This window comes from Vibrio cortegadensis, assembly GCF_024347395.1.
GTDB classification, from domain to species: Bacteria; Pseudomonadota; Gammaproteobacteria; order Enterobacterales; family Vibrionaceae; genus Vibrio; species Vibrio cortegadensis.
Genome location: NZ_AP025474.1, coordinates 63,469 through 85,565, shown reverse-complemented (window position 1 = coordinate 85,565; position 22,097 = coordinate 63,469). Strand labels below are relative to the sequence as shown.

The 22,097-nt window shown below is 41.5% G+C and carries 20 protein-coding genes and 1 pseudogene; 9 read left to right on the top strand and 12 right to left on the bottom strand.

Going from position 1 to position 22,097, the window contains the following annotated elements:
- Positions 1 to 6 precede the first annotated feature (6 nt).
- The 6 genes from uhpC (at position 7) to sigZ (ending at position 5,617) form a co-directional block, all read left to right on the top strand.
- Positions 7 to 1,347, top strand: coding sequence for an MFS transporter (gene uhpC / locus OCV39_RS20470; protein WP_261890181.1), 1,341 nt, complete (start codon positions 7 to 9; stop codon positions 1,345 to 1,347).
- A gap of 270 nt (positions 1,348 to 1,617) precedes the next feature.
- Positions 1,618 to 2,823, top strand: a complete 1,206-nt coding sequence (gene manA / locus OCV39_RS20465) for a mannose-6-phosphate isomerase, class I (protein WP_261890180.1) — start codon at positions 1,618 to 1,620, stop codon at positions 2,821 to 2,823.
- Positions 2,824 to 3,169: 346 nt separating this feature from the next.
- Positions 3,170 to 3,880, top strand: a complete 711-nt coding sequence (locus tag OCV39_RS20460) for a glutathione S-transferase family protein (RefSeq protein WP_261890179.1) — start codon at positions 3,170 to 3,172, stop codon at positions 3,878 to 3,880.
- A 146-nt stretch (positions 3,881 to 4,026) separates the two neighbouring features.
- The gene (locus OCV39_RS20455) at positions 4,027 to 4,353 is read left to right on the top strand and encodes a 2Fe-2S iron-sulfur cluster-binding protein (RefSeq protein WP_171757230.1); all 327 of its coding nucleotides are present in this window, start codon (positions 4,027 to 4,029) and stop codon (positions 4,351 to 4,353) included.
- A 99-nt stretch (positions 4,354 to 4,452) separates the two neighbouring features.
- Positions 4,453 to 5,034 carry a GNAT family N-acetyltransferase gene (locus OCV39_RS20450; protein ID WP_261890178.1) on the top strand — a complete coding sequence of 194 codons (582 nt, stop codon included), beginning with the start codon at positions 4,453 to 4,455 and terminating at the stop codon, positions 5,032 to 5,034.
- 37 nt (positions 5,035 to 5,071) lie between these two features.
- Positions 5,072 to 5,617, top strand: a complete 546-nt coding sequence (sigZ, locus tag OCV39_RS20445) for an RNA polymerase sigma factor SigZ (RefSeq protein ID WP_261890177.1) — start codon at positions 5,072 to 5,074, stop codon at positions 5,615 to 5,617.
- 348 nt (positions 5,618 to 5,965) lie between these two features.
- Here the strand turns inward: sigZ and OCV39_RS20440 are convergent, their stop codons facing one another.
- Positions 5,966 to 6,862, bottom strand: a complete 897-nt coding sequence (locus OCV39_RS20440) for a LysR family transcriptional regulator (RefSeq protein WP_261890176.1) — start codon at positions 6,860 to 6,862, stop codon at positions 5,966 to 5,968.
- A 111-nt stretch (positions 6,863 to 6,973) separates the two neighbouring features.
- Between OCV39_RS20440 and OCV39_RS20435 the strand changes: the two genes are divergently transcribed.
- Positions 6,974 to 8,176 (top strand): NADH:flavin oxidoreductase/NADH oxidase family protein, encoded by a 1,203-nt coding sequence (locus OCV39_RS20435; RefSeq protein WP_261890175.1) that lies wholly within the window; start codon positions 6,974 to 6,976, stop codon positions 8,174 to 8,176.
- 209 nt (positions 8,177 to 8,385) lie between these two features.
- Here OCV39_RS20435 and OCV39_RS20430 read toward each other — a convergent pair whose 3' ends face one another.
- From OCV39_RS20430 to OCV39_RS20380, 11 genes and pseudogenes are all read right to left on the bottom strand, one after another.
- Positions 8,386 to 8,757 carry a carboxymuconolactone decarboxylase family protein gene (locus OCV39_RS20430; protein ID WP_136995183.1) on the bottom strand — a complete coding sequence of 124 codons (372 nt, stop codon included), beginning with the start codon at positions 8,755 to 8,757 and terminating at the stop codon, positions 8,386 to 8,388.
- Positions 8,758 to 8,816: 59 nt separating this feature from the next.
- Positions 8,817 to 9,173 (bottom strand): MerR family transcriptional regulator, encoded by a 357-nt coding sequence (locus OCV39_RS20425; RefSeq protein WP_261890174.1) that lies wholly within the window; start codon positions 9,171 to 9,173, stop codon positions 8,817 to 8,819.
- Positions 9,174 to 9,474: 301 nt separating this feature from the next.
- Positions 9,475 to 9,735 carry a DUF5062 family protein gene (locus OCV39_RS20420; protein ID WP_261890173.1) on the bottom strand — a complete coding sequence of 87 codons (261 nt, stop codon included), beginning with the start codon at positions 9,733 to 9,735 and terminating at the stop codon, positions 9,475 to 9,477.
- A 243-nt stretch (positions 9,736 to 9,978) separates the two neighbouring features.
- Positions 9,979 to 11,076, bottom strand: a complete 1,098-nt coding sequence (locus OCV39_RS20415) for a Fic family protein (RefSeq protein WP_261890172.1) — start codon at positions 11,074 to 11,076, stop codon at positions 9,979 to 9,981.
- A gap of 342 nt (positions 11,077 to 11,418) precedes the next feature.
- Positions 11,419 to 12,492 carry a ParB family protein gene (locus tag OCV39_RS20410; protein ID WP_261890171.1) on the bottom strand — a complete coding sequence of 358 codons (1,074 nt, stop codon included), beginning with the start codon at positions 12,490 to 12,492 and terminating at the stop codon, positions 11,419 to 11,421.
- Positions 12,492 to 13,691, bottom strand: coding sequence for a ParA family protein (locus OCV39_RS20405; RefSeq protein WP_113797718.1), 1,200 nt, complete (start codon positions 13,689 to 13,691; stop codon positions 12,492 to 12,494). The genes OCV39_RS20410 and OCV39_RS20405 overlap by 1 nt, the downstream gene beginning before the upstream one ends.
- Before the next feature lie 141 nt (positions 13,692 to 13,832).
- Entirely contained in the window at positions 13,833 to 14,387 is a 555-nt protein-coding gene (locus OCV39_RS20400; RefSeq protein WP_261890170.1) for a hypothetical protein, read from the bottom strand.
- Position 14,388: 1 nt separating this feature from the next.
- Positions 14,389 to 15,819 carry a sulfatase-like hydrolase/transferase gene (locus OCV39_RS20395; protein ID WP_261890169.1) on the bottom strand — a complete coding sequence of 477 codons (1,431 nt, stop codon included), beginning with the start codon at positions 15,817 to 15,819 and terminating at the stop codon, positions 14,389 to 14,391.
- A 45-nt stretch (positions 15,820 to 15,864) separates the two neighbouring features.
- A complete protein-coding gene (locus OCV39_RS20390) occupies positions 15,865 to 18,225 on the bottom strand; it encodes a glycoside hydrolase family 3 C-terminal domain-containing protein (RefSeq protein WP_261890168.1) in 2,361 nt (786 codons plus the stop codon).
- Between the two features lie 203 nt (positions 18,226 to 18,428).
- A pseudogene (locus tag OCV39_RS20385) lies at positions 18,429 to 18,590 on the bottom strand (IS5/IS1182 family transposase); the annotation flags it as partial.
- Positions 18,591 to 18,611: 21 nt separating this feature from the next.
- Positions 18,612 to 19,487: a LysR family transcriptional regulator gene (locus OCV39_RS20380; protein WP_113796426.1), complete on the bottom strand. Its 876-nt coding sequence runs from the start codon at positions 19,485 to 19,487 to the stop codon at positions 18,612 to 18,614.
- A 171-nt stretch (positions 19,488 to 19,658) separates the two neighbouring features.
- Between OCV39_RS20380 and glaH the strand changes: the two genes are divergently transcribed.
- Entirely contained in the window at positions 19,659 to 20,618 is a 960-nt protein-coding gene (glaH, locus tag OCV39_RS20375) for a glutarate dioxygenase GlaH (protein WP_261890167.1), read from the top strand.
- Positions 20,619 to 20,742: 124 nt separating this feature from the next.
- The gene (gene lhgO, locus OCV39_RS20370) at positions 20,743 to 22,002 is read left to right on the top strand and encodes an L-2-hydroxyglutarate oxidase (protein WP_261890166.1); all 1,260 of its coding nucleotides are present in this window, start codon (positions 20,743 to 20,745) and stop codon (positions 22,000 to 22,002) included.
- The last annotated feature ends 95 nt before the right edge of the window (positions 22,003 to 22,097 follow it).

Genomic DNA, 22,097 nt, shown 5'->3' with positions numbered 1-22,097 from the left:
ACGAATATGTTTGGATTTCTGCGCTCAAAAACGTCAAATAGTCATGCTCTAATTGATGATGAGGTCAATCAGAGTTATGGCTACTGGCGCCTCCATATCATGATAGGGATGTATGTCGGCTATGCAGGTTTTTACTTCACTCGTAAAACCTTTAATTATGCAGCACCAGCTATGATCACCGACCTTGGCTTGGACAAAGGCGATATCGGCTTAATTGGCACGCTCTTTTATCTTTCTTATGGCTTATCGAAATTTATCTCAGGCACGATATCGGACCGTTCAAACCCGCGTTACTTCATGGGTCTTGGCCTAATCGCGACAGGCTTGATCAATATCGCGTTTGGCTTTTCTAGTTCGTTGGCGGCTTTTATCTCACTTTGGGTGCTAAATGCGTGGTTTCAAGGTTGGGGCTGGCCATCGTGCTCTAAGTTATTGACGACCTGGTATTCTCGCTCCGAAAGAGGCTTTCGTTGGGCTATATGGAATACAGCACACAACGTTGGTGGGGCTCTTATCCCTATTCTTGTGGGTTATCTGACGCTTCAATTCAGTTGGCGAGCTGGGTTTATCTGGCCGGGCGTGATTGGTGTTTTTATTGGTCTTATCGTTTGCTGGCGCTTACGTGATAAGCCGACCACTATGGGACTTCCGACGGTAGGGAAGTGGCGCAATGATCATTTAGAATTGGCTCAAGAGAACCATGGACAAGGATTAAGCTATCGAGAAATCCTGAAAACCTACGTGTTCAGCAATAAGTACATTTGGTTGCTCGCTTTTAGTTATGTGTTGGTTTACATAGTAAGAACGGCGGTTAACGACTGGGGTAACTTATACCTAACCGAAGAACACAATTACAGTTTGATAAACGCCAACGCAGCTTTATCTCTATTCGAGATTGGTGGCTTCGTTGGTTCACTTGTTGCTGGGTGGGGATCTGATAGGCTGTTTGGTGGCAACCGCGGTCCAATGAATATCCTGTTTGCGATTGGTATCTTCCTCTCGGTATCCGCTTTATGGCTTATGCCTTTAACCAACTTTGTGTTTCAAGCGGCTGGGTTGTTTTGTGTTGGTTTTTTTGTTTTTGGCCCTCAAATGCTTATTGGTATGGCGGCGGCCGAATGCTCGCATAAAGACTCTGCCGGGGCGGCGACTGGCTTTGTTGGCTTATTCGCCTACATGGGGGCTGCACTGTCCGGATACCCATTGGCGCTCGTTCTAGAAACTTACGGTTGGAGTGGATTTTTCATTACGATCTCTACTTGTGCGGCCGTTATTGGGCTGCTTCTTCTGCCTTTCCTACAGGCTCAATCACCTCAGAAAAGTGCAGAGGCTCGATCTGGTTTTTAAGGTGTCTTCCCGAGAATAAGATAGTGTGACAGCTTGTATTACTGTTGCTAGCATCGCTATCTTATTCTCTGCGCGTTCTACATGTGATATTCAAATGTGACTCTTTTCACGCTTTTCATCGAAATCCCCCGTTTCTAAGAATTTTTCCTATTACCTCTAAGATCCCATCTCATGTGGGCTCAAGCCGCTCTCTGTAGTCTTTCTAATTATTCACGTTATTAGAATCAGCTCTCTTGAATTGTGTTCAAAGGGCTCACTACGGAAAACGCCATGTCACTCAGCCACTTCTCAGAACACTCATTCTTCCCAATGGAAAACACCATCCAAAATTATGCATGGGGGAGTATCTCTTCGATACGTGAACTGTTTGGTTTTAAGAATGAGTCACAAGAACCGCAAGCGGAAGTTTGGATGGGAGCGCATCCAAAAGGTTGCTCAATGGTTAAGTTTGATCAACATTTGGTGCCTCTCTCCGAGCTGATTAACAAGAATAAATCGGCCTATTTATCTACTGATATTGCGCAAGAGTTTGGTGAACTGCCATTCTTATTTAAAATCTTAGCGGCAGAAAAGGCACTATCTGTTCAAGTTCACCCAAACAAGCATCAAGCCGAGGTTGGCTTTGCGAGAGAGGAGCAAGCAAGTATTCCTCTGACCGCAGGACACCGTAATTACAAAGATTCTAACCATAAACCTGAATTGGTTTACGCGATTACTGAATACCAAGCGATGAATGGCTTTCGAGAATTCGATGAAATATTAGCCTTGTTCAGAAAGTTGGATTCTATCGAGCTTGTTGGTTTGGTTGAAGAGTTTGGTAATAACCTTAACTCTCTAGGTTTAGAGGCGTTTTTCCGTGATCTATTAACGCTGAATGACCAACGTAAACACCAAGCATTAGAGCAACTCCTAACTTACGCAGCTGCTCATCAAGATCAAGCAGAGTTTGCTTTGGTTACTGAGCTTTGCCATCAGTACCCGAACGATATTGGTCTGTTTTGTGTTCTGTTGCTTAACTTGATCACACTGAAGCCGGGTGAAGCGATGTATTTGAATGCGAACACTCCGCATGCCTACATTAAGGGGACTGGTCTCGAGATCATGGCAAATTCAGACAACGTGTTACGCGCTGGTTTAACGCCGAAACACATTGATGTCGCTGAGTTAGTCGCATGCACGGAGTTCACGCCAATTTCGTTCGAATGCTTATTATTGGCACCCTCAAAATTAGATCAATGTGATAGCTATGATATCCCGGTCAGTGATTTTAATTTCAATATATTTCATCGTCCTTATCAAGAAGAAGTCATCACAAGTGGTGCTGAAATTTTAATGGCAATAGATGATGATTTCACGCTAATGAGCCCAAAAGGCGAGCATTTAACCCTGACTAAAGGGCAATCGGTATTTATCCCAGCCTATATTGGTCACTATGAATTGAGCAGTAACGGCCGTGTTGCCAGAGCGTTTAATTGAGGGAATAGTGTGTTGGAAGTTCTATCAAGTTTTGGGAATGAAGATGTTGGCTTAAAGTTCTAATGGAAGAGAGAACAAACCAAAAGCATATTGGTTTGATAGTTAAGTGATTGAAATTAAGCACCCTACGGGCAACCATGCCTTAACTCGCAAACCCCTAACCCAAAATTCTTTCGAGTCATTCGAAGCGCTCGATCCACTCTGAGTGATTAAAAAACGGATTGCTTGAATTGCTATCTGACATAAAATCGAATTATTTAAAAAAGTAATAATCTTTCGTCTTTTTTAAACGTTGCTCGTCTTATTAGGTGTAAGTAGAAACAATGAACCGATTTGGAGCAACAAAATGATTAAGCTGATTAGCTTTAAGAACTGCCCATTTGTGCAACGTGTAATGGGTGCGTTGGTAACAAAGAATGTACCATTTGAAATCGAATACATCGAATTGAGTAACAAACCGCAATGGTTTTTAGATATATCACCGAATGGTCAAGTCCCCGTATTGGTTACCGAAAATGATACTGTTTTGTTTGAGTCAGATGCCATTGTCGAATATCTAGATGATAAATATGCACCGATAGAAGAGGTTTCACCAGAACAAAAAGCGTTAGATCGTGCATGGTCATATCAAGCAAGTAAACACTACATGCCACAATGTGGAACAATGGGCAGTAAGGATAAAGAGACATTTGAAACACGTTTCGCAAATCTATCCAAGGCATTTGCAAAAGCGGAAAATAAGCTTGGTGAGTCATCATTTTTCAAAGGGAATTACGTATCTAATGTCGATATTGCATGGCTTCCATTGCTACACCGTGCGGCAGTAATCAAAAATCAATCTGGCTTTGATATGCTGGAACAGTTTCCAAAAGTTCAGAAATGGCAAGCTGCACTCATTGAGTCAGGCCTTACCGATAAAACTGTACCACAAGATTTTGTGTCAACGTTTAGCGGATTTTACTTAAAAAATACATACCTTGGCAGTTTAAAGGGTGGGAAAGGGGCTGAGTGCGCAACCAGCAGTTGCTCAACATCATCAGCCTCATGTTGTGATTAGTGCAATGTGTAGTAGGGCATAAAAGTATTGTCTAAGCTACGTACATCTGCTCAGGATACGCTCCGTTTCTATTTGAGAGCGTCCCTGGGCAGCTGTATCTTAATCTAAGAAAATTGCCTGAGTTAAGGTTGTTCAAAGGCTAAAGCATGTTTAATTTAAAATCATCAGTTATAGAAATTGACAATAAAAGAATACTGATAACGCCAGATGATGATAATTTGGTGGAAATAGCACGCAAAGTAAAAATCAACATCTCAGCGCCTTGCCTGAAAAATAAACGTAAGAATGGTTGCTGCAAAGCTTGCTTAGTCGAAGTTAACGGCAAGGAAGTTTACGCTTGTTCCACTCGACCCAGAAGTGGAATGATTGTAGTAGTTCGTAGGGATGACTTGGATGAAATTAGAAAAGAGTCCATCAAAAAATTCAAGCGGCAAATGAAATCAAACAATAGCTCGCCTTGCCGTTGTTCTTGAGAGCGACTTAATCTAAAGGGTGAACAATAGCTGTATATTTAATATGGAAATTATTCTCTATAAAGTATGAGAAACCCTAAATAACAAAAGGAAGTGTATATGTGGTTGAGTGAGATCGAATTAGAGTCCAAGTCAGTAAAACTGATACCACTTCGGACAGAGCATGCAGTTGCTCTAGTTGAAGCCGCGTCAGATGGTAAATTGTGGGATTTGTGGTACACACAAGTGCCAAGCAGTGAAACAATCGATGCCTATATCTTTCAGGCGCTATCTGAACAGCAGAATGGAACTTCGTTGCCTTTTACTATTGTCGATAAAGCAAATGATAAAATTATCGGATCTACTCGTTTTTGTCATGCGGATATATTGAATAAAAGGGTCGAAATAGGCTACACATGGTACGCCAGAAGCCATCAACGTTCATCTTCAAATACAGAATGTAAACTGCTACTTTTAAATCATGCATTTGAAGATCTTGATGCGATTGCTGTTGAGTTTCGTACACATTGGCATAATCACCAATCACGAGCTGCTATTAGTCGTTTAGGTGCAAAGCAAGATGGTGTGCTTCGTAATCATCAAAAGGAAAATGGTGTTTATAGGGATACGGTTGTCTTCTCAATCATTGATAGTGAATGGCCAGCAGTAAAAATGAGTTTGGCACATAAATTAGCTCGCTAGCGGACCTAGGACATTTTATAAAGGGTAAATAAATCACATGAAATTTGAATCTATCTGGTCAGTATATCAATCCAGTTTGAAGGCGTTTTTACACAGCAGAGTTGCTAACCCAGAGGACGTTGAAGATCTATTTCAAGAGATTTTGATTAAAACTTATAATGGTTTTCAAACGGTTACAGATGGTAGCAAGATCAAACCGTGGTTATTCCAAATAGCGAACAATACAATTATTGATTTCTACCGAAAAAACAATAAACAAAATGATTTAACGGCGGATAATTTGTGGTATGACGAGCAAGATGAAGAGCAAATTGTCAAAGCGCTTTCTCACTGCCTTTTGCCATTTATTAATCAACTACCTGAGGACGATGCAGAATTGTTGATTGCCGTTGAAATCGAAGGAGTCTCGCAAAAAAGTTATGCTGAGAACAATGGAATAAAGTACTCAACACTAAAATCTAGGGTTAAGAAAAGCCGTAACAAACTCTATAACTTGTTTAATAGCTGCTGCAACTTTTCCATAGATACACAGGGAAATATCATGGAATACAATCCCAAATCTGGTAATTGCAATCGCTGCTGATTTGAACTTGCATATGTATGGACTTAAACGTTACTTGTGAAAATTTGAATTTTACTCTCCTCTGGAAAAAATTGCTCATCACTATTCTGCCTCCAAACATAACCAAATGTAGAGTGTTTCTCATACGATATTGAACTGTTATACGTTGCGCAAACTCATAAATGGACAATTCCGATTTAGCAGCAACAGACAGTTTCCAATCTTCAGGTAACTTCTCGTATCCCCAAAATAAAAATGCAGTAGTTTCGACAGGAGGTCTTTTTGGTCGGTTCTGAACAATTCCAAACATGGCTGATTTTGACGGCTACTATTTTTAATGGTGAGATACAGCATGGTTATTCAACAAGTTTATGAGGAAACGATTTGAGATACCTTCCTCCTAAGCAACTCCCGAAAAGCAATAACAGCAGGACTAACCTGCTCTCGGCTTGGACAGATTAGATTTAGCTCAACCGATGGTGATTCAAAGTCTGGTAAAAGCTGTACAAGTTGCCCACTACTAAGATCTGAGTAGAGATCTATCTGAGAGCGATATGCTATTCCTTTGCCATTAACTGCCCATCTACGAACTATATCGGTATCATTGCTGATTCGGTTACTATCTACTTTAACCTTGTATGTACCAGAGTGGTTAGCGTACTCCCAACAGTTAAACAGGCGACCAGTCTTGCGGTGTAATAAGCAATTATGCTCCCTCAAGTTTTCAGGATGCATTGGCTCTCCATATCTAGATATATAGGCTGGAGAGGCGCAAGTGATCCTGCTCATGGTCGCGATATGAAATGAAACCATCGATGAATTGTCTGGCTTCCCATAGCGAAGAGCCATATCAACCTGTTCGAGAAAAAAATCTGAAATAGAATCGCCTACTGTCAGATCAATCGATAATAAAGGGTGCTCATTCAATAACTCTTCTATCCACAGCAAAAGTGTATTGCGGCCCAAATCAGATGAGACGGACAATCTGAGATTACCACTTACTTTTCCTTGTGTCTGATGTGCGGCTATACGACCTTGTTCCAAACTAGCTAGTGCCTGACGGCAATGAAACAAGAACTGCTCTCCTTGTGGTGTTATTCTCAGTTGTCTGGTTGTTCTGATAAGTAGTTGTACCTCTAACTGTTTTTCGAGTCTTTTCAGCGCAGTGCTGACTGCTGCAGGAGTAAGACTCAGTTGGTTTGCAGCCTCGGTTATGCTGCCCGTTTCCACGATTCGAATGAATAGATAGAGATCTGACGTATTCATTATTAAATATTTTTTAAAAGTATATTAATCATTAGTGTCTTTTTAGTTTACTTAAAGTCTGGAACAATGTCTCTACTGTTATTCATAACAATGGTGCTCAGAGAGGCAGATATGACCCAACCATTACACACCGAAAACTTACTTAACCGTCCTTTAGAGCTCCCATGTGGCGCCATCATTAAAAACCGTCTAATGAAATCAGCAATGTCTGACTCACTTGCTGATGGAGAGGGAAACCCTACTCAGGCACAGTCTCGACTCTATGAACGCTGGGCAGAGGGCGGCATTGGTTTATCGGTCGTTGGAGAGGTTCAAATTGACGCACTATTTCTAGAAAATCCAGGAAATCTCGTATTATCCGAACAGTCTGATATTAAAGAGCTACAAGCATTGACCTCACGTGCTGCAATTAATAACGCACATATCTGGCCCCAACTTGGGCATGCAGGTGGATTGGCGTATCAACCGTTGAGTAAACCCAAAGGGCCATCAGCTCTTTGTATTGGAGATTTCGAGTGTGAGGGGATGTCTGAGCAAGACATAGCCTTATTACCACATCAGTTTGCTAAATCCGCAGCAATTGCGAAACAAGCAGGATTTACTGGCGTGCAGATTCATGCAGGCCACGGGTTTCTACTAAGTCAGTTTTTATCACCACTCTTTAATCATCGAACGGATCTATATGGAGGGTCGGTAGAAAACCGTTCCCGCATTATTATTGAAGTAATTGCGGAAGTGAGAAGTACTGTTGGAGGTACTTTCCCTATTGGTATAAAAATAAATTGCTCAGATCAGCTCGAAGGTGGTTTAACTCAAGAGGACGCACTAGAGGTCATTTCCCTTCTCAACACAACCTCTATTGATTTGATTGAGATAAGTGGCGGATCATATTTTCCTGGGGCAAAATCCAGCTCTGACAGCGCTTCAAACGGCCCGTACTTCATTGATTTTTCAGTAAAGGCTAAAGGATTAACAAATATTCCTTTAGTGGTGACGGGGGGCTTTAAAAAGCGGGAGCAAGTAATAGATGCCTTATCTATAAATGCAGCGGACTCCATTGGTCTTGGGCGAACATTGATACTCAGACCTGATTTACCAAATGAATGGTTAGAGGGAGAAGGTGTTACATTTGACTTTCCAAAATTTAAGTCACCGCCGCAGGGGGGAGTCACCGCTTGGTATACTATGCTTCTTACGGCTATAAGTCATGATAATGAAAAAGAGTTCAACTTAGAGCTATTGCCAGCAATTCAGTCCTACGAAAATCGTGATAAAGCTCGTATTACGAAATGGCAGGCGAAGTATCAAATGTAGTCCACCATCTAAGATCTAGAAACGCATAGCTATGCGTTTCTAGGGTCACTTTTCCTGAAGTTAGGTTTATTTATGGTCGCATCCTTTCATTTATTATTTCCTCTTCTTACCATAAATATAAGTACAGCAATTCCAGTGACACTATCTGCTTCTGAATAATTGCATCAACAAACAATGGGGCAGCTTTGAGTTACGCTGCCCTTCTAGTGCTACCTTTCAGATAGCACTTCTTTGAAAGCAAACATTCCATTTAACGCTGCTGGGAAGCCTGCATAGACAGACATTTGTATTATTACTTCTTTGATTTCTTCTTCTGAACAACCAACATTAAGGGCTGCATGCAAATGCACTTTTAGTTGCGGCGTACAGGTTCCCATAGCGGTTAAAGCCGAGACTGTAGCAATCTCTCTTAATTTTAAGTCTAAGCCTTGCCGTGTATAGATATCGCCAAATGGATATTCTATTGTGAATTTAGCTAAATCAGGGCAAATATCTTGTAAACTCTCAATGACTTTTTGGCCAGCTTCACCATCGATTTTTGATAACTGTTCTAGTCCAGAATTAAATCGAATGTTGTCCATGTGGTGTTCTCCTCTGAATAAAAGACCAACACACCTTACAAGTTAGAGTGAACTCTAAGTCAACTCACTTCTCCCTTTTTATATAAATTAATTTTGTTTTCTAATGCTTCCAAATGTTCATTCTGTTGCTTAATGTGTTCTTTTAAGTTTTCTCGGTGCATTTCTAACAGTTTTTGGCGATCAAGCTCGGTCTTTACACCTAAATCTCTTAATGACGCATATTTTTGAATTTCTTCTAGCGGCATCCCAGTGTCTTTGAGTCGTTTAACAAAGTTCACCCAATCTACATCTCTGTTTGAGTAAACTCGGTGACCGCTGCTATTTCTTTGGATTTGTTTGAGCAAACCAATTTTTTCATAGTATCGAAGAGTGTAAGACGATAACCCAACTACACCCGAAAATTTTTTCATGTTCATTTTTTACCTTCTCACTAAATTCCTCTTCATGAACGAAAATAACCAGTGACTTCATAAACACTACACAGCTTAAAATTAATAGGCCAAGTAATCAGTTGCAAAAACGTTTTAAGCGAAATAGCTGACAAACTCTGGGGCAGAATAAGCTAGAAGTTGGGCATGAAACCTTAGTCCTAGTGAACATGTCGGTGGATAAAAATTAGTTAGCCAAATCGCAGTGAAGACTTCTTTAATTATCGCCCACCAAAGATCAAACAAAGCGAACTAATCGACCCGCTTTGTTATTACTTAATCATGATTGTTATTTTAGAGGGTCGTTGTCTGGCAACGCATTATGAACCCAAAGAGCTAACCTGTGTTTGATGTTTGCACCGTCGAGTTTGCTATCAGGTAACGGCGTGATTTGTTTGGCATCAACCAAAAACAGGTAAATTGCTTTTACTCTGTCAGGCTGTGGTGACTGAGGGAGGTTAAAGCCTTGCATCTTTGCCATCTTCCCGCCAACATCAAGTGCCTTTTTAATCAGTTTGTCTTCATTATGTAGCTTGGAACTTTTTGACATTGATAAAATCCTCTTTTCACTTTAATTAAGAGTACATTAACTATCACCTGCGGCATGTTAATAAGCTCTCATATTGATAAAATCACATAACGCCATCTTTCAACTGATTCAAAAAAAACCTTAACCATTTGTCTTCAGCATAGTAAAAAACCGCTAGGAAGTGCTGTGTTTAAATTAGTCATTCTAAGTAGAGTTCTTCAATAAGACGTAAGTCAATATCTCGCTTTCTGCTGGACATATTTTTTATTTCGCCAGTTGGTATCGAGTGCTTCGTCCTGCTCCTGTCTTGATTAAACAATTCTGATCGACCAAAGTGGCTAAATGGCGTGTTGCTGTTGGCTTGCTGACTTTCGCCACCTTGTGATACTGAGAGGTATTGATACCATCAGAAAAATCACCATCAAGCATCCGATTCAGCACTTTAACTTGTTCTTTTGCTAGCTTAGTTTGGTCTATATGGCGCCAAAAATTGGTCTTAAATATGGTTTGGTCGATCTCTTTTAATACTTCATCAAACGTTTCGTTTAAGGTATTAAAAAACCAAACGAGCCAAGTCGTGATATCTATATTTCCTTTCTGAGTTTGCTCTAAGGTTCCGTAATAGCTTTTACGGTTAGCTAAGATCCCCACAGACATCGCGTAAAAACGTACAGATTGCTGCTCCGCTTGGGCCAATGCTAAGTCTGTCAGCAAGCGAGTGATTCGCCCGTTACCGTCATCCAATGGGTGCAAAGTGACAAACCATAAATGCGTAATTGCAGCTCGAAGCAGAGGATCAAGCGAGGCGTCGTGTTTTGAGTCATTAAACCACTGAATGAACAGTTTTAACTCTGCATCAAGAATCTCTCGCCCTGGAGCTTCAAAGTGAACAATTGGTCTATCGATTCTTCCTGATACCACTTGCATCGGAGCGGTACCTCGAAGCTGGCCACCAATAACTGGGTTAAATAAAGTGTAACCCTTGGGGAAGAGTTTATCGTGCCAGTGTAAGATCCGATCTAATGTAAGAGGTATATCGAGGTTCTCTACAGCATCAAGCATGATTTCTGCAAGCCCATCGGTTTGTACTGTGGTTGGAAAAGGGCGTTCTTCTGTTAAGCCAAGCTTATTTGCCAAAGATGAACGTACAGAGAATGCATTGAGTTTCTCGCCTTCAATAGCACTTGAATGGACGATGTTTGCCAGTAAGGTATCAAGCATGCTCTCTTTTTTATCCTGAGACTGGCTAGTGACCTTCCCAAGTAATATGCCTTGATTAAGCCGAGTTTGCCTAAGCAGCGGCTCAATTAGCGTTTTATCCCAGTTAAAATTAGGCCACTCTGATTGTTTCCATATCCACATAGCTGCACCTTGATTTGAAAATCTACATTATTCAAATCATATTATGATGCGTTTATAGGCCTTATTCAAATCAAAATATGATTAGATGTTACTTTGTATTCTAATCATATCTTCGACATTGGGCATCTGTGAGGAGCTTTAAGGATATTAGAGAACATAGAAAAGACTCTCTATCAAAGAGGTGTGATGAATATTAGTGCCACACATGGTCATTTTATCGTTCCAGATAAAGAAAAAGGCCGAACGTATTTACGTCCAGCCTCTATGTTCCAGTGAAGTACCGATTTAGGTATGAATGCTTATCCGAATGGCATTAATACCTAAAGGTTGGTGTGGCTATATCTAGTACTTGTTGAGTACAGCTTGAATCGCCTCATCTAACTCAGCTTGAATCTCTTTCGACAAGCGACCAAACTCATACGAAAAATTGCGGCCTTTTACTTTCTTACGTGCAAACATCCCTTTGCTATCAAATTGAGCGAGAGGGGTGACTTGTGCTTTGTCTGATTCTTGTTTGGCTTCAGCAATCTTTAACTCTGATTTGATACTAGTAATTAGCGCTTCTTTGATGTCTTCTTGGCTCTGCTCAGGCTGAGCATTGACAACTTTGGTCTCTACTTTTTGAATGAAGCTAGTGAGCTCTTTATTGTTTTCATTGAAAGTTTTCATTACCTTCGATAATACAGAGTAATCAGTATGAGAAAGCTCATTTACTACTGGGAATAGGGCCACTAACTTACTATCGATACTGGCGGCTTTCAATGCTCGACCTACGGCTTGACGGCTAATGTTTAAAATTTTGGCGACATCTTCTTGAGTCAGTTCGCCGCTGTCCATGAGTTTTTTACACTGCAGACCAATTTCACGCTGGTTATGTTCTTTCGCAGTTTGCAGCTGCTTCGCTAAGGCTTTTGCGTCTGCAGTTGAAATGTCATCTTTAGTCACAAGAGTTCGGAAGGTGTTGATGCGTCCATCCTGAAGTAAAAACCAAGCGCGGCGACGAGATCCATCCAGGACATCGATTTGACCATCCATTTCTCGGCCAACCGCAGGGTAGAACTGTTGGAATTCTAATGAATTAAGATCTTCTAAAGATTCCGCGGTTAGCAAAGACTGATCACGGCCATTCACATCAAAGGTAACAAAGGTATTATCGCGCACTTGCTCGTGTGACAATGTCACTTCATTAAATGTGGCTGTTGCTCCTGAAGCTAACGTCCATTCGATACTCTGACCAACAGATTCAATACCAAAGTGCGCTTTAAGGTAATCGGCGCTGCTTTCACCTGCTTTGATTAGTTCATCGCTAAGTTGACGAGTCAGTGATTCTACGTTCGCTTTGGCTGCGCCTTTTTGGGCTTCCGCTGATCCTGCTGTATTACCTAACGGGCTTGCGCCACCTCTTTTCTTCGCCATTATGCTTGCTCCTGCTCGCGCCATACATTTAATAAGTCACGCAAGATCTGGCTTGTCACTTCATAGCTATTTTGTTGCGCGGTTTGGAAAGTTGCTTTGCTTTTCGGGTACTCACTTTTTGACATATCAAAGACGGTGGAGAGTAGGGAAGAAGCTTGGCGGATCGCCTCACTATGCTTGAACTCTTTTGAGTAAAGATAAGGTGAGAAATGATCGTAAAGGCTGTTCATTAATTCAGTGGTGGTTGAACTGTCACGGTGATTAGTGAGCAGTATTTTCATGAAGTCATAGCCTTCATGTTGTGCATTCGCAAGTAGCGCCCACACCTGTGGGATATAACTGAAATAGGAACAGGTGGCATCGATGTCATTTTCAGTAATTGAAAGCGGGAACACCACGCTTGTCGCGGCAAAGTACGCGTTATAAGTGGCATAGCCAAGTGATGGAGGTGTATCAATTAAGATGATGTCGAACTCATCTTTCACTGCATCGATGATCTCATCAAGGATAGAGTAGGGCGACGCGAGCGTGTGACTAAATACCTGCTCATGGAACCAACCTTCAATCGCTCGATCGGATTGCGATGCGGGTAAAATACGTAAATTTGGAATGGTCGTTTCTAAAAAGGCTTCTGATACTGCATCTTGATAAGTTTCACCTTCGTCAAGATCGAAAGTTCGCATCATGAGATCGCCAACCGACAAGTTGCCTTCTTGTTCGGCTTCTGGTGCGTAATACATAGAGAGCGTGGCTTGGCCATCCATATCGATAAGGCCGACTCGATACTCTTGGTGGAACTCTGTTGCAAGGCCGGAAGCAATTGTCGCAGCTGAAACGGTTTTGCCGACTCCACCTTTCTGGTTTTGGATCACCACGACTTGCGTTTTTTGCTTATCACTGCGCGAGAACTTTGGATCTTTACGTAGATTCTCTGGCAGTAAATCACGTACACGGTACATTTCAGAGATATCAATCGACCACTGAGAGTCTTCATGGCGGCGAGGGTCTATTTCTGTGGCGGTCACGTAACGATCTAGCGTTTTGGCATCAATACCAAGGTAAGCCGATGCTTCAGCTCGGGTAAAGTTTCGTAACTCTTTGCGGTGATTGGCTAAAAGACGTTGGTTACGGCGTTTAATGTAGCCGTCAGCCCCTTCTTTTAGCTGTTGAAACGTAGTGGTGGTTTGTAAGGTGTCCATTTCAGTCTCCATGTAGGAATGAGAAATAGTATATCCCTTAATATTTGAGGTTGGTAGTTAAAATTAAGGTATTTGTTTGGTTGTGTAGGCTAGGTTCTCAAAAATACCGCTCAATGAGCGGTATTCTAAAAGGGAATGTTTTTAACTAAAGAGCATTAAATAGACATCTAGATAACCCATAAGAATGAACGGGTCGTAACCAATGGTCGTCCAAAAATAACTCTCAATTCCAAAGACAATAATGAAAGGAAGAAAATAGAGAAAAGCAGGTAGAACCTTCACATTTTTTTTCTGAATGAACTTTTCGATTACTCTAGCAACTAGTTCAATTATTCCAAATAATGCAAAAATTAGGCAATAGTAGAAGATATACCACCCTTGAAGGCCTGCATATATTCCTTCTGCAACACCAAAAAACTCAATCGCATTATAAATTTCTTTTAGGTGCCATATAAATGGAACAAGTAAGGCGATTTTAATCGCTTGTTTTCCAACAGCGCCTGCGATTCTTGCGCCTATATATGATATAGGACCTGATGCCATGATAGTACAAAATACCAGCACACCAAATATATTACCTGTCTCAAGAGACATTCCAGCTTTCCAGCCATAATCGAACGCTAAAGTAACTAGAATTAAAGTGGCTAAAGAAGCAAGTGATGCATACCACTCTTTATTGGGTAATGAAAAAGTCATCTTATTTACCTGCGCTTACTGATTCTATTTTAAGAGGGGCTTCAATTTCTAACACTTTGGCTTCTAGTCTGGCGTATAAATCCTTTTGAATTTCTACATAGTCAGATTTGTTTAAAAGGTTATTTCTTTCCTCTGGATCATTAATAAGATCATACAGCTCATCTTTTTTGCTTGTCGCAAAAGTGATCAACTTGTAGCTCTCTGTTCGTATGGCCGTTTGCTCTGGCGCTGGGTATGGGAAATCTTTGTAGTATTTATAAACCCATTCATCACGAATGCTGTCGACTTCTCCATCAAGGATAGGTTTCAAGCTCTCACCTTGCATATAGTCAGGTACATCAACCCCAGCTATATCTAGAAGGGTTGGGGCGAGATCGATGTTAACCATCATTCCTTTCGCTCGTGTTCCTGGGTTCTTAATTCCATTCGGGTATCGAACAATAAATGGAATGCGCATTGATTCTTCATAGGCCCAACGCTTATCAATAAGGCGGTGCTCACCCCACATGTAACCATTATCGCCAGCAAAGATAACCATCGTATTATCTGCAATACCTAATTCGTCGATTTTATCCAAGACGACACCAACCTGCTGATCTAGTGCCTCTGCGGTTTCAGCGTAATCTTTTATTTTGTCTTCAATCGTGGTGAACATCGTATGTTTAAACATTGAATCCGTCATTGATGCCCATGACGTAGAACCTTTAGGCAAGGTTATTTTTTGGTCTTTATGTCGGCCTTTCGCTTCCTCATCTGGCGTCATTGGTAAATGAACGGCTTTATGAGAAAGATAGATAGAGAAAGGTTTTCCTGCTTCTACGCTGTTTTCCATGAATTTATTGTTCATCAGCGTCAGTTCATCGGTGATATAGCCGCTCATCTCAACATCGGCCATCGGTGACACACCAAAATCAAGCTCTTTACCGTTCGCCACATAAGGGGTTCCGTAATAAGCGCCTTGACCGTGCATCCATTCAAAAGAGATATATTCATCTAAACCACGGAGTGCTGGAAGACCACCTGGCATGTGCCACTTACCGATAAAAGCGGTTTGGTAGCCCGCTTTTTTAAGGTATTCAAAGTAGGTAACGTTGTTGTTATCCCACTTGGTAAAGTTATTTTGAACCCCATGCTGCTGAGGGTTAAGGCCGGTTATCATGCTGGCTCTAGAAGGGCTACTTAGAGAAGAAGTAACAAAAGCATTGTCAAAGGAAACCCCCTCAGTCATGAGGCGGTCAATATTTGGCGTGTTAATAAACTCATGTCCTTTCCCACTAAGAAAGTCATGGCGATAATCATCCGCTAAAATATAGACGATATTGGGTTGGGCATTTTGCGCTTCTATTGCCGTCACTGGGGCGTTATTTTGTGCCATTGATGACATCGGCGACAGAGCAAAGCTAGTAGCTAAAGCGATTAGTGATTTGTTCATAAGGAAACTTCTGGTCTTCTTTAATGATGTAAATAAAAGGTATTTTTACTTAGAAAAACGAGTGGCGAGGCCAACAATTTTTCCTAACAGTTTATCTTGAGATGTCGCGTTCATCGCTTTAATAATAAAATCTAAGGACTTCTCATCCATTGCGTCCTCTTCTCCGGCAAACAGAGACAGGTTACGAAGCGGAAGATCTCGAATCATACTGATCAATGCTTTTTCACAAAGCACGTCTCCGGCTTCTTCTGGATTAACCGCATTCATTATTTTGTTGTAAAGAAGACGGCCAGTAGGGTGAGTCTCTAAATCAGAAACGGTTGTATTTCTATTCACTTTTTGGCCTTTAGAAAAGACTTCACGACCAACATAGGTTCTTTGATCGGTGGCACGCACATTCGATTCAAATGATTCAATGTGAACCGTTGAGCTACATTGAATATCTTCACAAGATTTTCCGATTTCAATCGTGAATTCACCGGTATTTACTGACCAATCTTGAATTTCAGTATTGAAGAAAGCGAAGCATCTGCGGTCTAAAGAGAACGTGACTGTTTTTGACTCACCAGCTTTCAAGAAAACCTTATCAAATCGTTTAAGCTCACGAACTGGGCGGGTAAGTAGTGGGTTATTCTCATTAACATAAAGCTGAATCACTTCCTTTCCGTCAACCAAACCTGTGTTATGAATAACAACCGAAACACGCGCTTCCTCTTTACCTATCACATCAACGGTTAGGTCACTGTAGTCAAAATTCGTATAACTTAGCCCAAAACCAAATGGAAATTGAACGGTATTTCGTTCTTTTTGATGAGCTCGATAGCCGATAAAAATGCCTTCTTCATAAACGACTTCATGATTTGTACCTGGAAAGTTTCCAGCTGCAGGATCTTGAGATTCGTTCAAGATAAATGTTTCAGCGAGTCGGCCACTAGGGTTTGCTTTTCCGCTCAGGATATTCACCATCGCTTCTGCGCCAGATTCCCCACTTAGCCACCCTTCTACAATTGCTGGGCATTCATCTTTGAAAGGAATTTTTATTGCGGAACCATTACTTAAAACCATCACGACGTTTTTATTATGCTTCATGACTTCTTCGATAAGAGCAATGTGATTTGTAGGTAGGTTTAAGTGATCTCTATCGAGACCTTCTGACTCATAATCATCAGTTAAGCCAACAGAAAGGACGACCACATCAGATGATTTAGCAACCTCAATGGCTTGGTTCATTAATGTCTGGCTAGGTACATCAGTCGAAACATCATAGCCTTGTGCAAAAGTAACCTGTTTCGCGCCAAAGGTTTCCACGAAAGATTCAAGTAGAGTTGTCACCTTATAAGAATTGACTCGAGAGCTACCGCTTCCTTGGTAACGAGGAGTCACCGCAAAGCCACCAATAAGACCAATTGATTGATATTTATCCGCTGTAATTGGAAGAAGGCTGTTGTCGTTTTTAAGAAGTACGATAGCCTCTTCTGCAACTTCTCTTGCAAGATGATGAGCTTGATCGATATCAAATGTATCTGGTGTTATCTCATTGCCTCGAGAAGTTAGGTAGACTAAATTTGTTGCAGCAACATTGATTTGTTCTTCGGTAATCAGGTTGTCTGCTAGTGCTTTTTTGACGTTATCAACACCCACTTCACGACTTGTTGGCATCTCAAGATCCATACCGTTAGCAATAGCTTTGTAAAGGTGATCCACCGCGCCCCAGTCACTAACAACCAGCCCATCAAACCCCCATTCATCACGAAGGATCTCATTAAGTAAGCGATTGTTTTCAGAAGCGTAGATACCGTTGATTCGGTTGTACGCACTCATGATCGTCCACGGGTTCGATTCTTTTACTGGAATTTCAAATGCAGTAAGGTAGATTTCACGAAGAGTTCGCTCATCAACTACAGCATTTACAACCATACGCAGCTCTTCTTGGTTGTTTACAGCAAAGTGTTTAACGCTACACGCCACACCTTGAGACTGAATACCTTTGATCATGGCGCTCGTAATTTTACCGGCAAGAAGTGGGTCTTCTGAGAAGTATTCGAAGTTACGGCCACATAAAGGTGAACGTTTTATATTATTACCAGGGCCAAGAAGAACTTTTACCTCTTCATCGGCAGAATTACTGCCTAGGCTACGTCCCATACGCTCAACTAATTCTTCGTTGAAGGTACAGGCCACAGCAGAAGCAGTAGGGAAACAAACAGAAACGATCGATTCATTTAATCCAAGATGATCGGACTCTTCACCTTGCTTACGTAGTCCATGAGGGCCATCTGACAACATAATGCTATTAAGACCAACTCTATCTATACTTTTTGTTCTCCAAAAATCCTTACCGGTAAGAAGTGATATTTTTTCATCTAATGTTAATTGACTAACAATTCTTTCAGCTTGTTCTCTCATCTTGCATCCAAATAAATTATAAATAACTGCTTAAATCATCATCTTTTATTTATATCGATACAATTATGATATTTATTAAATCGCCTCTTTGATGTGTTTTATGAGACAGCAGTAAGTTATTTAATTTAGTGGCTTGGCTTTGTTGCGTAATGCAGTTTAGAGAAAGAATCGCCCCAACTTGTATGTTTTCTATCAGCACGCCAAGTTTTAGGCGTACCCAGTCCAGTAAGCTTGTTCAGTGCTTTGGGCATGGCGTAAGTTTTCCCACATGCATTGTAATTTCTTAAACTTAAGCAATCTCCAAGCAACTGTTTAACTCGATACATTGAAGTTTCTGAGAGGGGGGGGTAGCCATATCGCTGCTTTCACTTATCAATTTGACGCCACTAGGGATGGTAAGTGCCTTGTAGAAAGCTGACAAAAGCTTTTGCTGCGGTTGAAAGGTAGTGGCTCGACTTCCAACCAATTCCGAGCTGCAAGGGAATGGGTGGTTCAAACGGAATCGCTTTAAGTTGTGGATCATCGGCAACCAATATTGGTAGGCAAGTGCCAATGCCTATTTCGCGTCTAACCATTGATTTCAGCAGCTCTGGTAGGTTGGTTTCAAAGTGAATATTGGGTTTTAATTTATGCTGTTGGCAGTAAGCATTAACTGTTTCTCGTAAGAAGTAGCCATTCTTGAATAGCACTAATGGTTGTTGACAGAATTCGTCTAAGCTAATGCTTTTTCGATCCGCGAATGGATGTTCTACAGGTACACAGGCGGCGATTTGATCGCAGGCGAGTAATGTTTGGCGGATCTGCTCATGTTCTCGGTCACCACGGATCAAGGCGAGATCGAGTTCCCCATTCACCAGCATCTGCGCTAAAGTCGCAGTACCCGCTTCTTGAATATTGATCTGAATACCCGGGTAAGATTTTTTGAATTGTTCTAGTGCATCAGGTAAAAAATACGAAGCCAGCATGGCGGGTGCGCCAAAATTAATCACCCCGCTGGTGAGCCCTTTTAGCTCTTGCAGCTCTTTTTCTGCTTGTTCTACATCTTCCAAAATTATTTTTGTATGGCGCAGTAATACTTGCCCTTCCGCCGTTAAGCTCATTTGCCGTTCGGTACGGTTGATCAGTTTTAAGCCCAGTTTTTGTTCTAACTTTTTGATACTGGTACTCAATGCTGATTGGGCAATACCAAGCTGATCTGCGGTTTTAGTAAAGTTTCCCGTTTTGGCTAATTGGTTGAAATAGTGCAGTCGCTTCAAATCCATCTGAATTCTTACCATCTATTTTGTATATGGAAACTATACACTCCATATATTGTTAATACAAACTCGCAATCGTTATAGTTTTGTTAACCAAAGCGGCGGTTAGATTCGCTTGATCTAAACAACATGATGTAGATAGCAGTTTGCTGCTCAGCCAAATAAGGAAGTAACACAATGAATATTGCTAAGGTCTTTAACCAGAACGTAGAAGAACGTTGCGGATTTACTATCTCTTTGCATCCAGAGAGCCCTCGTTTACAAGTGGTTACGCTGACAAAGGAAACGTTGGATAGGTTTTCAGATCTAATTCAAAACTTTAACCTTCAATCTTTAGAGTACAAGCCGTTTCTTCGCTTCGCCGTGGCAGATGCGTTAGATAAAGCGTGTGATTACCAATTGGGTCAGTTCTTGGTGGAAACGATGGAAGATCGTGAAAGAGGCGCTTTTTTACTTGAGCCATCAGAGGAAGCGAAAGCATTGTTTGAAGACAGCGATGAGCAGCGTGATTTCTTTGTTATTCTTTCCACCGCGATCTCTCACCTAATTGGTATTCCAAATTTTGACTCCATGTTTGGTAAATACTACGCGCGCTTTACCGTAAAAAATGAAGACAACAGTGACAGTTATTTACGTCAAGCGCACCGTCGTATGGAGCTGCATAACGATGGCACTTATGTTAATGAACGTACCGACTTCGTACTTATGATGAAGATGGACGAGAAGAACATGCAAATGGGTGACTCGCTTCTTCTTCACGTTGATGACTGGCAAGATTTGGATAAGTTCTACAACCATCCAATGGCGAAGCAAAATATCGTATGGGCCGCGCCACCAAGTAAAAACATCGGCTATACGATTGAGCACCCAGTCTTCTTTGAGGAAGATAAAAACGGTAAACCGCATATGTTATTTATTGACCAATTTGCTCAACCGCAAAACATGCAGCAAGGTATCTACTTGCATCAGATGAGTGAGTCTCTAGAGACGGACAGTAACTGTATTAATGTACGAGTGAACACCGGTAGTATGCTTGTGGTACAAAACCACTGTTGGTTGCACGGTCGTGATAAGTTTGTCGCGCACCAAGATCTTAAGCGTGAACTTTTACGCCAGCGTGGTCACTTCACACGCTAATCTAACGCCCCTCGCATTATTTAATGTGAAAAGGGGCGTATAGTAAAACGGCTTTATTGGAGAAGCCGTTTTGCTATAACTACACACTATAATTAGAATAATGAGAGTGAAGGAGCACCTAATCGTGGAAAAAATGTATGACTACGTAGTGATCGGGGGCGGTATTGTCGGTGTTTCTACAGCCTGGCAGTTACAGAGTCGTTTTCCTGATAAGTCGATATTGTTGATCGAAAAGGAATCAGGATTTTCGCATCATCAAACAGGGCATAACAGTGGGGTTATTCACGCGGGGGTCTACTATGCGCCTGGCAGTTTGAAAGCTGAGTTTTGTAAAGCCGGCGTAGCGGCAACCACAGAGTTTTGTGCTAAGCATGATATCCCGGTCGAGAACTGTGGCAAATTGCTTGTGGCGACGTCGAAAGAAGAGGTCAAACGAATGCAAGCTCTGTATCAGCGCTGCCATGAAAATGGTCTTGATGTGGAGTTGATTGATCAAGAAGAGCTAAAAGTGCGTGAGCCTAATATTGTCGGTTTAGGGGCTATTGCCGTATCAACCACTAGTATCGTCAGCTATCGGCAAGTTACCGAGAAAATGGCGCAAGAATTTGTTGATGCGGGCGGGGTGATTTCACTCGATACTGAAGTAACAGATTTGGCTGAATCGACGGAAAAAGTCACTGTATCGGCCTTGCGCTGTGGTGAATCGGCAGTGTTCGATGGTCAATTTCTCGTGGTCTGTTCAGGCTTAATGGCTGATCGAATGACTCGAATGATGGGGATTGAAACCGACTTTCAAATAATTCCATATCGTGGTGAGTATTATCGTTTACCTGCCAAATATAATAACATCGTTAATCATCTGATTTATCCAATTCCAGATCCTGATTTACCGTTTCTTGGCGTTCACTTAACTCGCATGATTGATGGTTCAGTTACGGTTGGCCCTAACGCAGTTCAGGGCTGGAAGCGTGAAGGGTATGGCAAAATTAACGTTAATCTGCGTGACGTATTAGATATGGTCAGTTTCGTTGGGTTTTGGAAAGTGTCAGCGAAGCACTTGATAACGGGATTAATTGAAACCAAGAATTCTTGGTGGAAACCAGGGTATTTGAAATTAGTTAATAAATATTGCCCAAGCATCAAAGTAGATGATTTACAGCCGTATCCGGCAGGTATCCGTGCTCAAGCGGTTCTAAAAGATGGTTCGCTGGTGCATGATTTTCTATTTGCTGAAAGTGAGCGCAGTTTGCATGTGTGTAATGCACCATCTCCAGCGGCTACATCGGCAATTCCAATCGGTGGATATATTTGCGATAAAATCGTAAAGAAGCAGCAACCCACAATCGCTGAAATGAATACTGCAGAAGTGGCTAACGTCGCTTAGTCTTCATCGCTTAATTTAGTCAATTTAAAGACCTGAATTACCCACTTGCTAGTTGGGTGTTTCAGGTCTTTTTGATCGCGTGTATTGCTTTTTCT

Coding starts and splice junctions, on each gene's coding strand:
- OCV39_RS20440 (WP_261890176.1), bottom strand. CDS start 6,862: ATGAATACGTCAGATCTCTATCTATTCATTCGAATCGTGGAAACGGGC.
- sigZ (WP_261890177.1), top strand. CDS start 5,072: ATGAAATTTGAATCTATCTGGTCAGTATATCAATCCAGTTTGAAGGCG.
- OCV39_RS20415 (WP_261890172.1), bottom strand. CDS start 11,076: ATGTGGATATGGAAACAATCAGAGTGGCCTAATTTTAACTGGGATAAA.
- OCV39_RS20380 (WP_113796426.1), bottom strand. CDS start 19,487: ATGGATTTGAAGCGACTGCACTATTTCAACCAATTAGCCAAAACGGGA.
- glaH (WP_261890167.1), top strand. CDS start 19,659: ATGAATATTGCTAAGGTCTTTAACCAGAACGTAGAAGAACGTTGCGGA.
- OCV39_RS20400 (WP_261890170.1), bottom strand. CDS start 14,387: ATGACTTTTTCATTACCCAATAAAGAGTGGTATGCATCACTTGCTTCT.
- OCV39_RS20450 (WP_261890178.1), top strand. CDS start 4,453: ATGTGGTTGAGTGAGATCGAATTAGAGTCCAAGTCAGTAAAACTGATA.
- OCV39_RS20460 (WP_261890179.1), top strand. CDS start 3,170: ATGATTAAGCTGATTAGCTTTAAGAACTGCCCATTTGTGCAACGTGTA.
- manA (WP_261890180.1), top strand. CDS start 1,618: ATGTCACTCAGCCACTTCTCAGAACACTCATTCTTCCCAATGGAAAAC.
- OCV39_RS20395 (WP_261890169.1), bottom strand. CDS start 15,819: ATGAACAAATCACTAATCGCTTTAGCTACTAGCTTTGCTCTGTCGCCG.
- OCV39_RS20425 (WP_261890174.1), bottom strand. CDS start 9,173: ATGAACATGAAAAAATTTTCGGGTGTAGTTGGGTTATCGTCTTACACT.
- OCV39_RS20410 (WP_261890171.1), bottom strand. CDS start 12,492: ATGGCGAAGAAAAGAGGTGGCGCAAGCCCGTTAGGTAATACAGCAGGA.
- OCV39_RS20390 (WP_261890168.1), bottom strand. CDS start 18,225: ATGAGAGAACAAGCTGAAAGAATTGTTAGTCAATTAACATTAGATGAA.
- OCV39_RS20435 (WP_261890175.1), top strand. CDS start 6,974: ATGACCCAACCATTACACACCGAAAACTTACTTAACCGTCCTTTAGAG.
- OCV39_RS20420 (WP_261890173.1), bottom strand. CDS start 9,735: ATGTCAAAAAGTTCCAAGCTACATAATGAAGACAAACTGATTAAAAAG.
- uhpC (WP_261890181.1), top strand. CDS start 7: ATGTTTGGATTTCTGCGCTCAAAAACGTCAAATAGTCATGCTCTAATT.
- OCV39_RS20455 (WP_171757230.1), top strand. CDS start 4,027: ATGTTTAATTTAAAATCATCAGTTATAGAAATTGACAATAAAAGAATA.
- OCV39_RS20430 (WP_136995183.1), bottom strand. CDS start 8,757: ATGGACAACATTCGATTTAATTCTGGACTAGAACAGTTATCAAAAATC.
- OCV39_RS20405 (WP_113797718.1), bottom strand. CDS start 13,691: ATGGACACCTTACAAACCACCACTACGTTTCAACAGCTAAAAGAAGGG.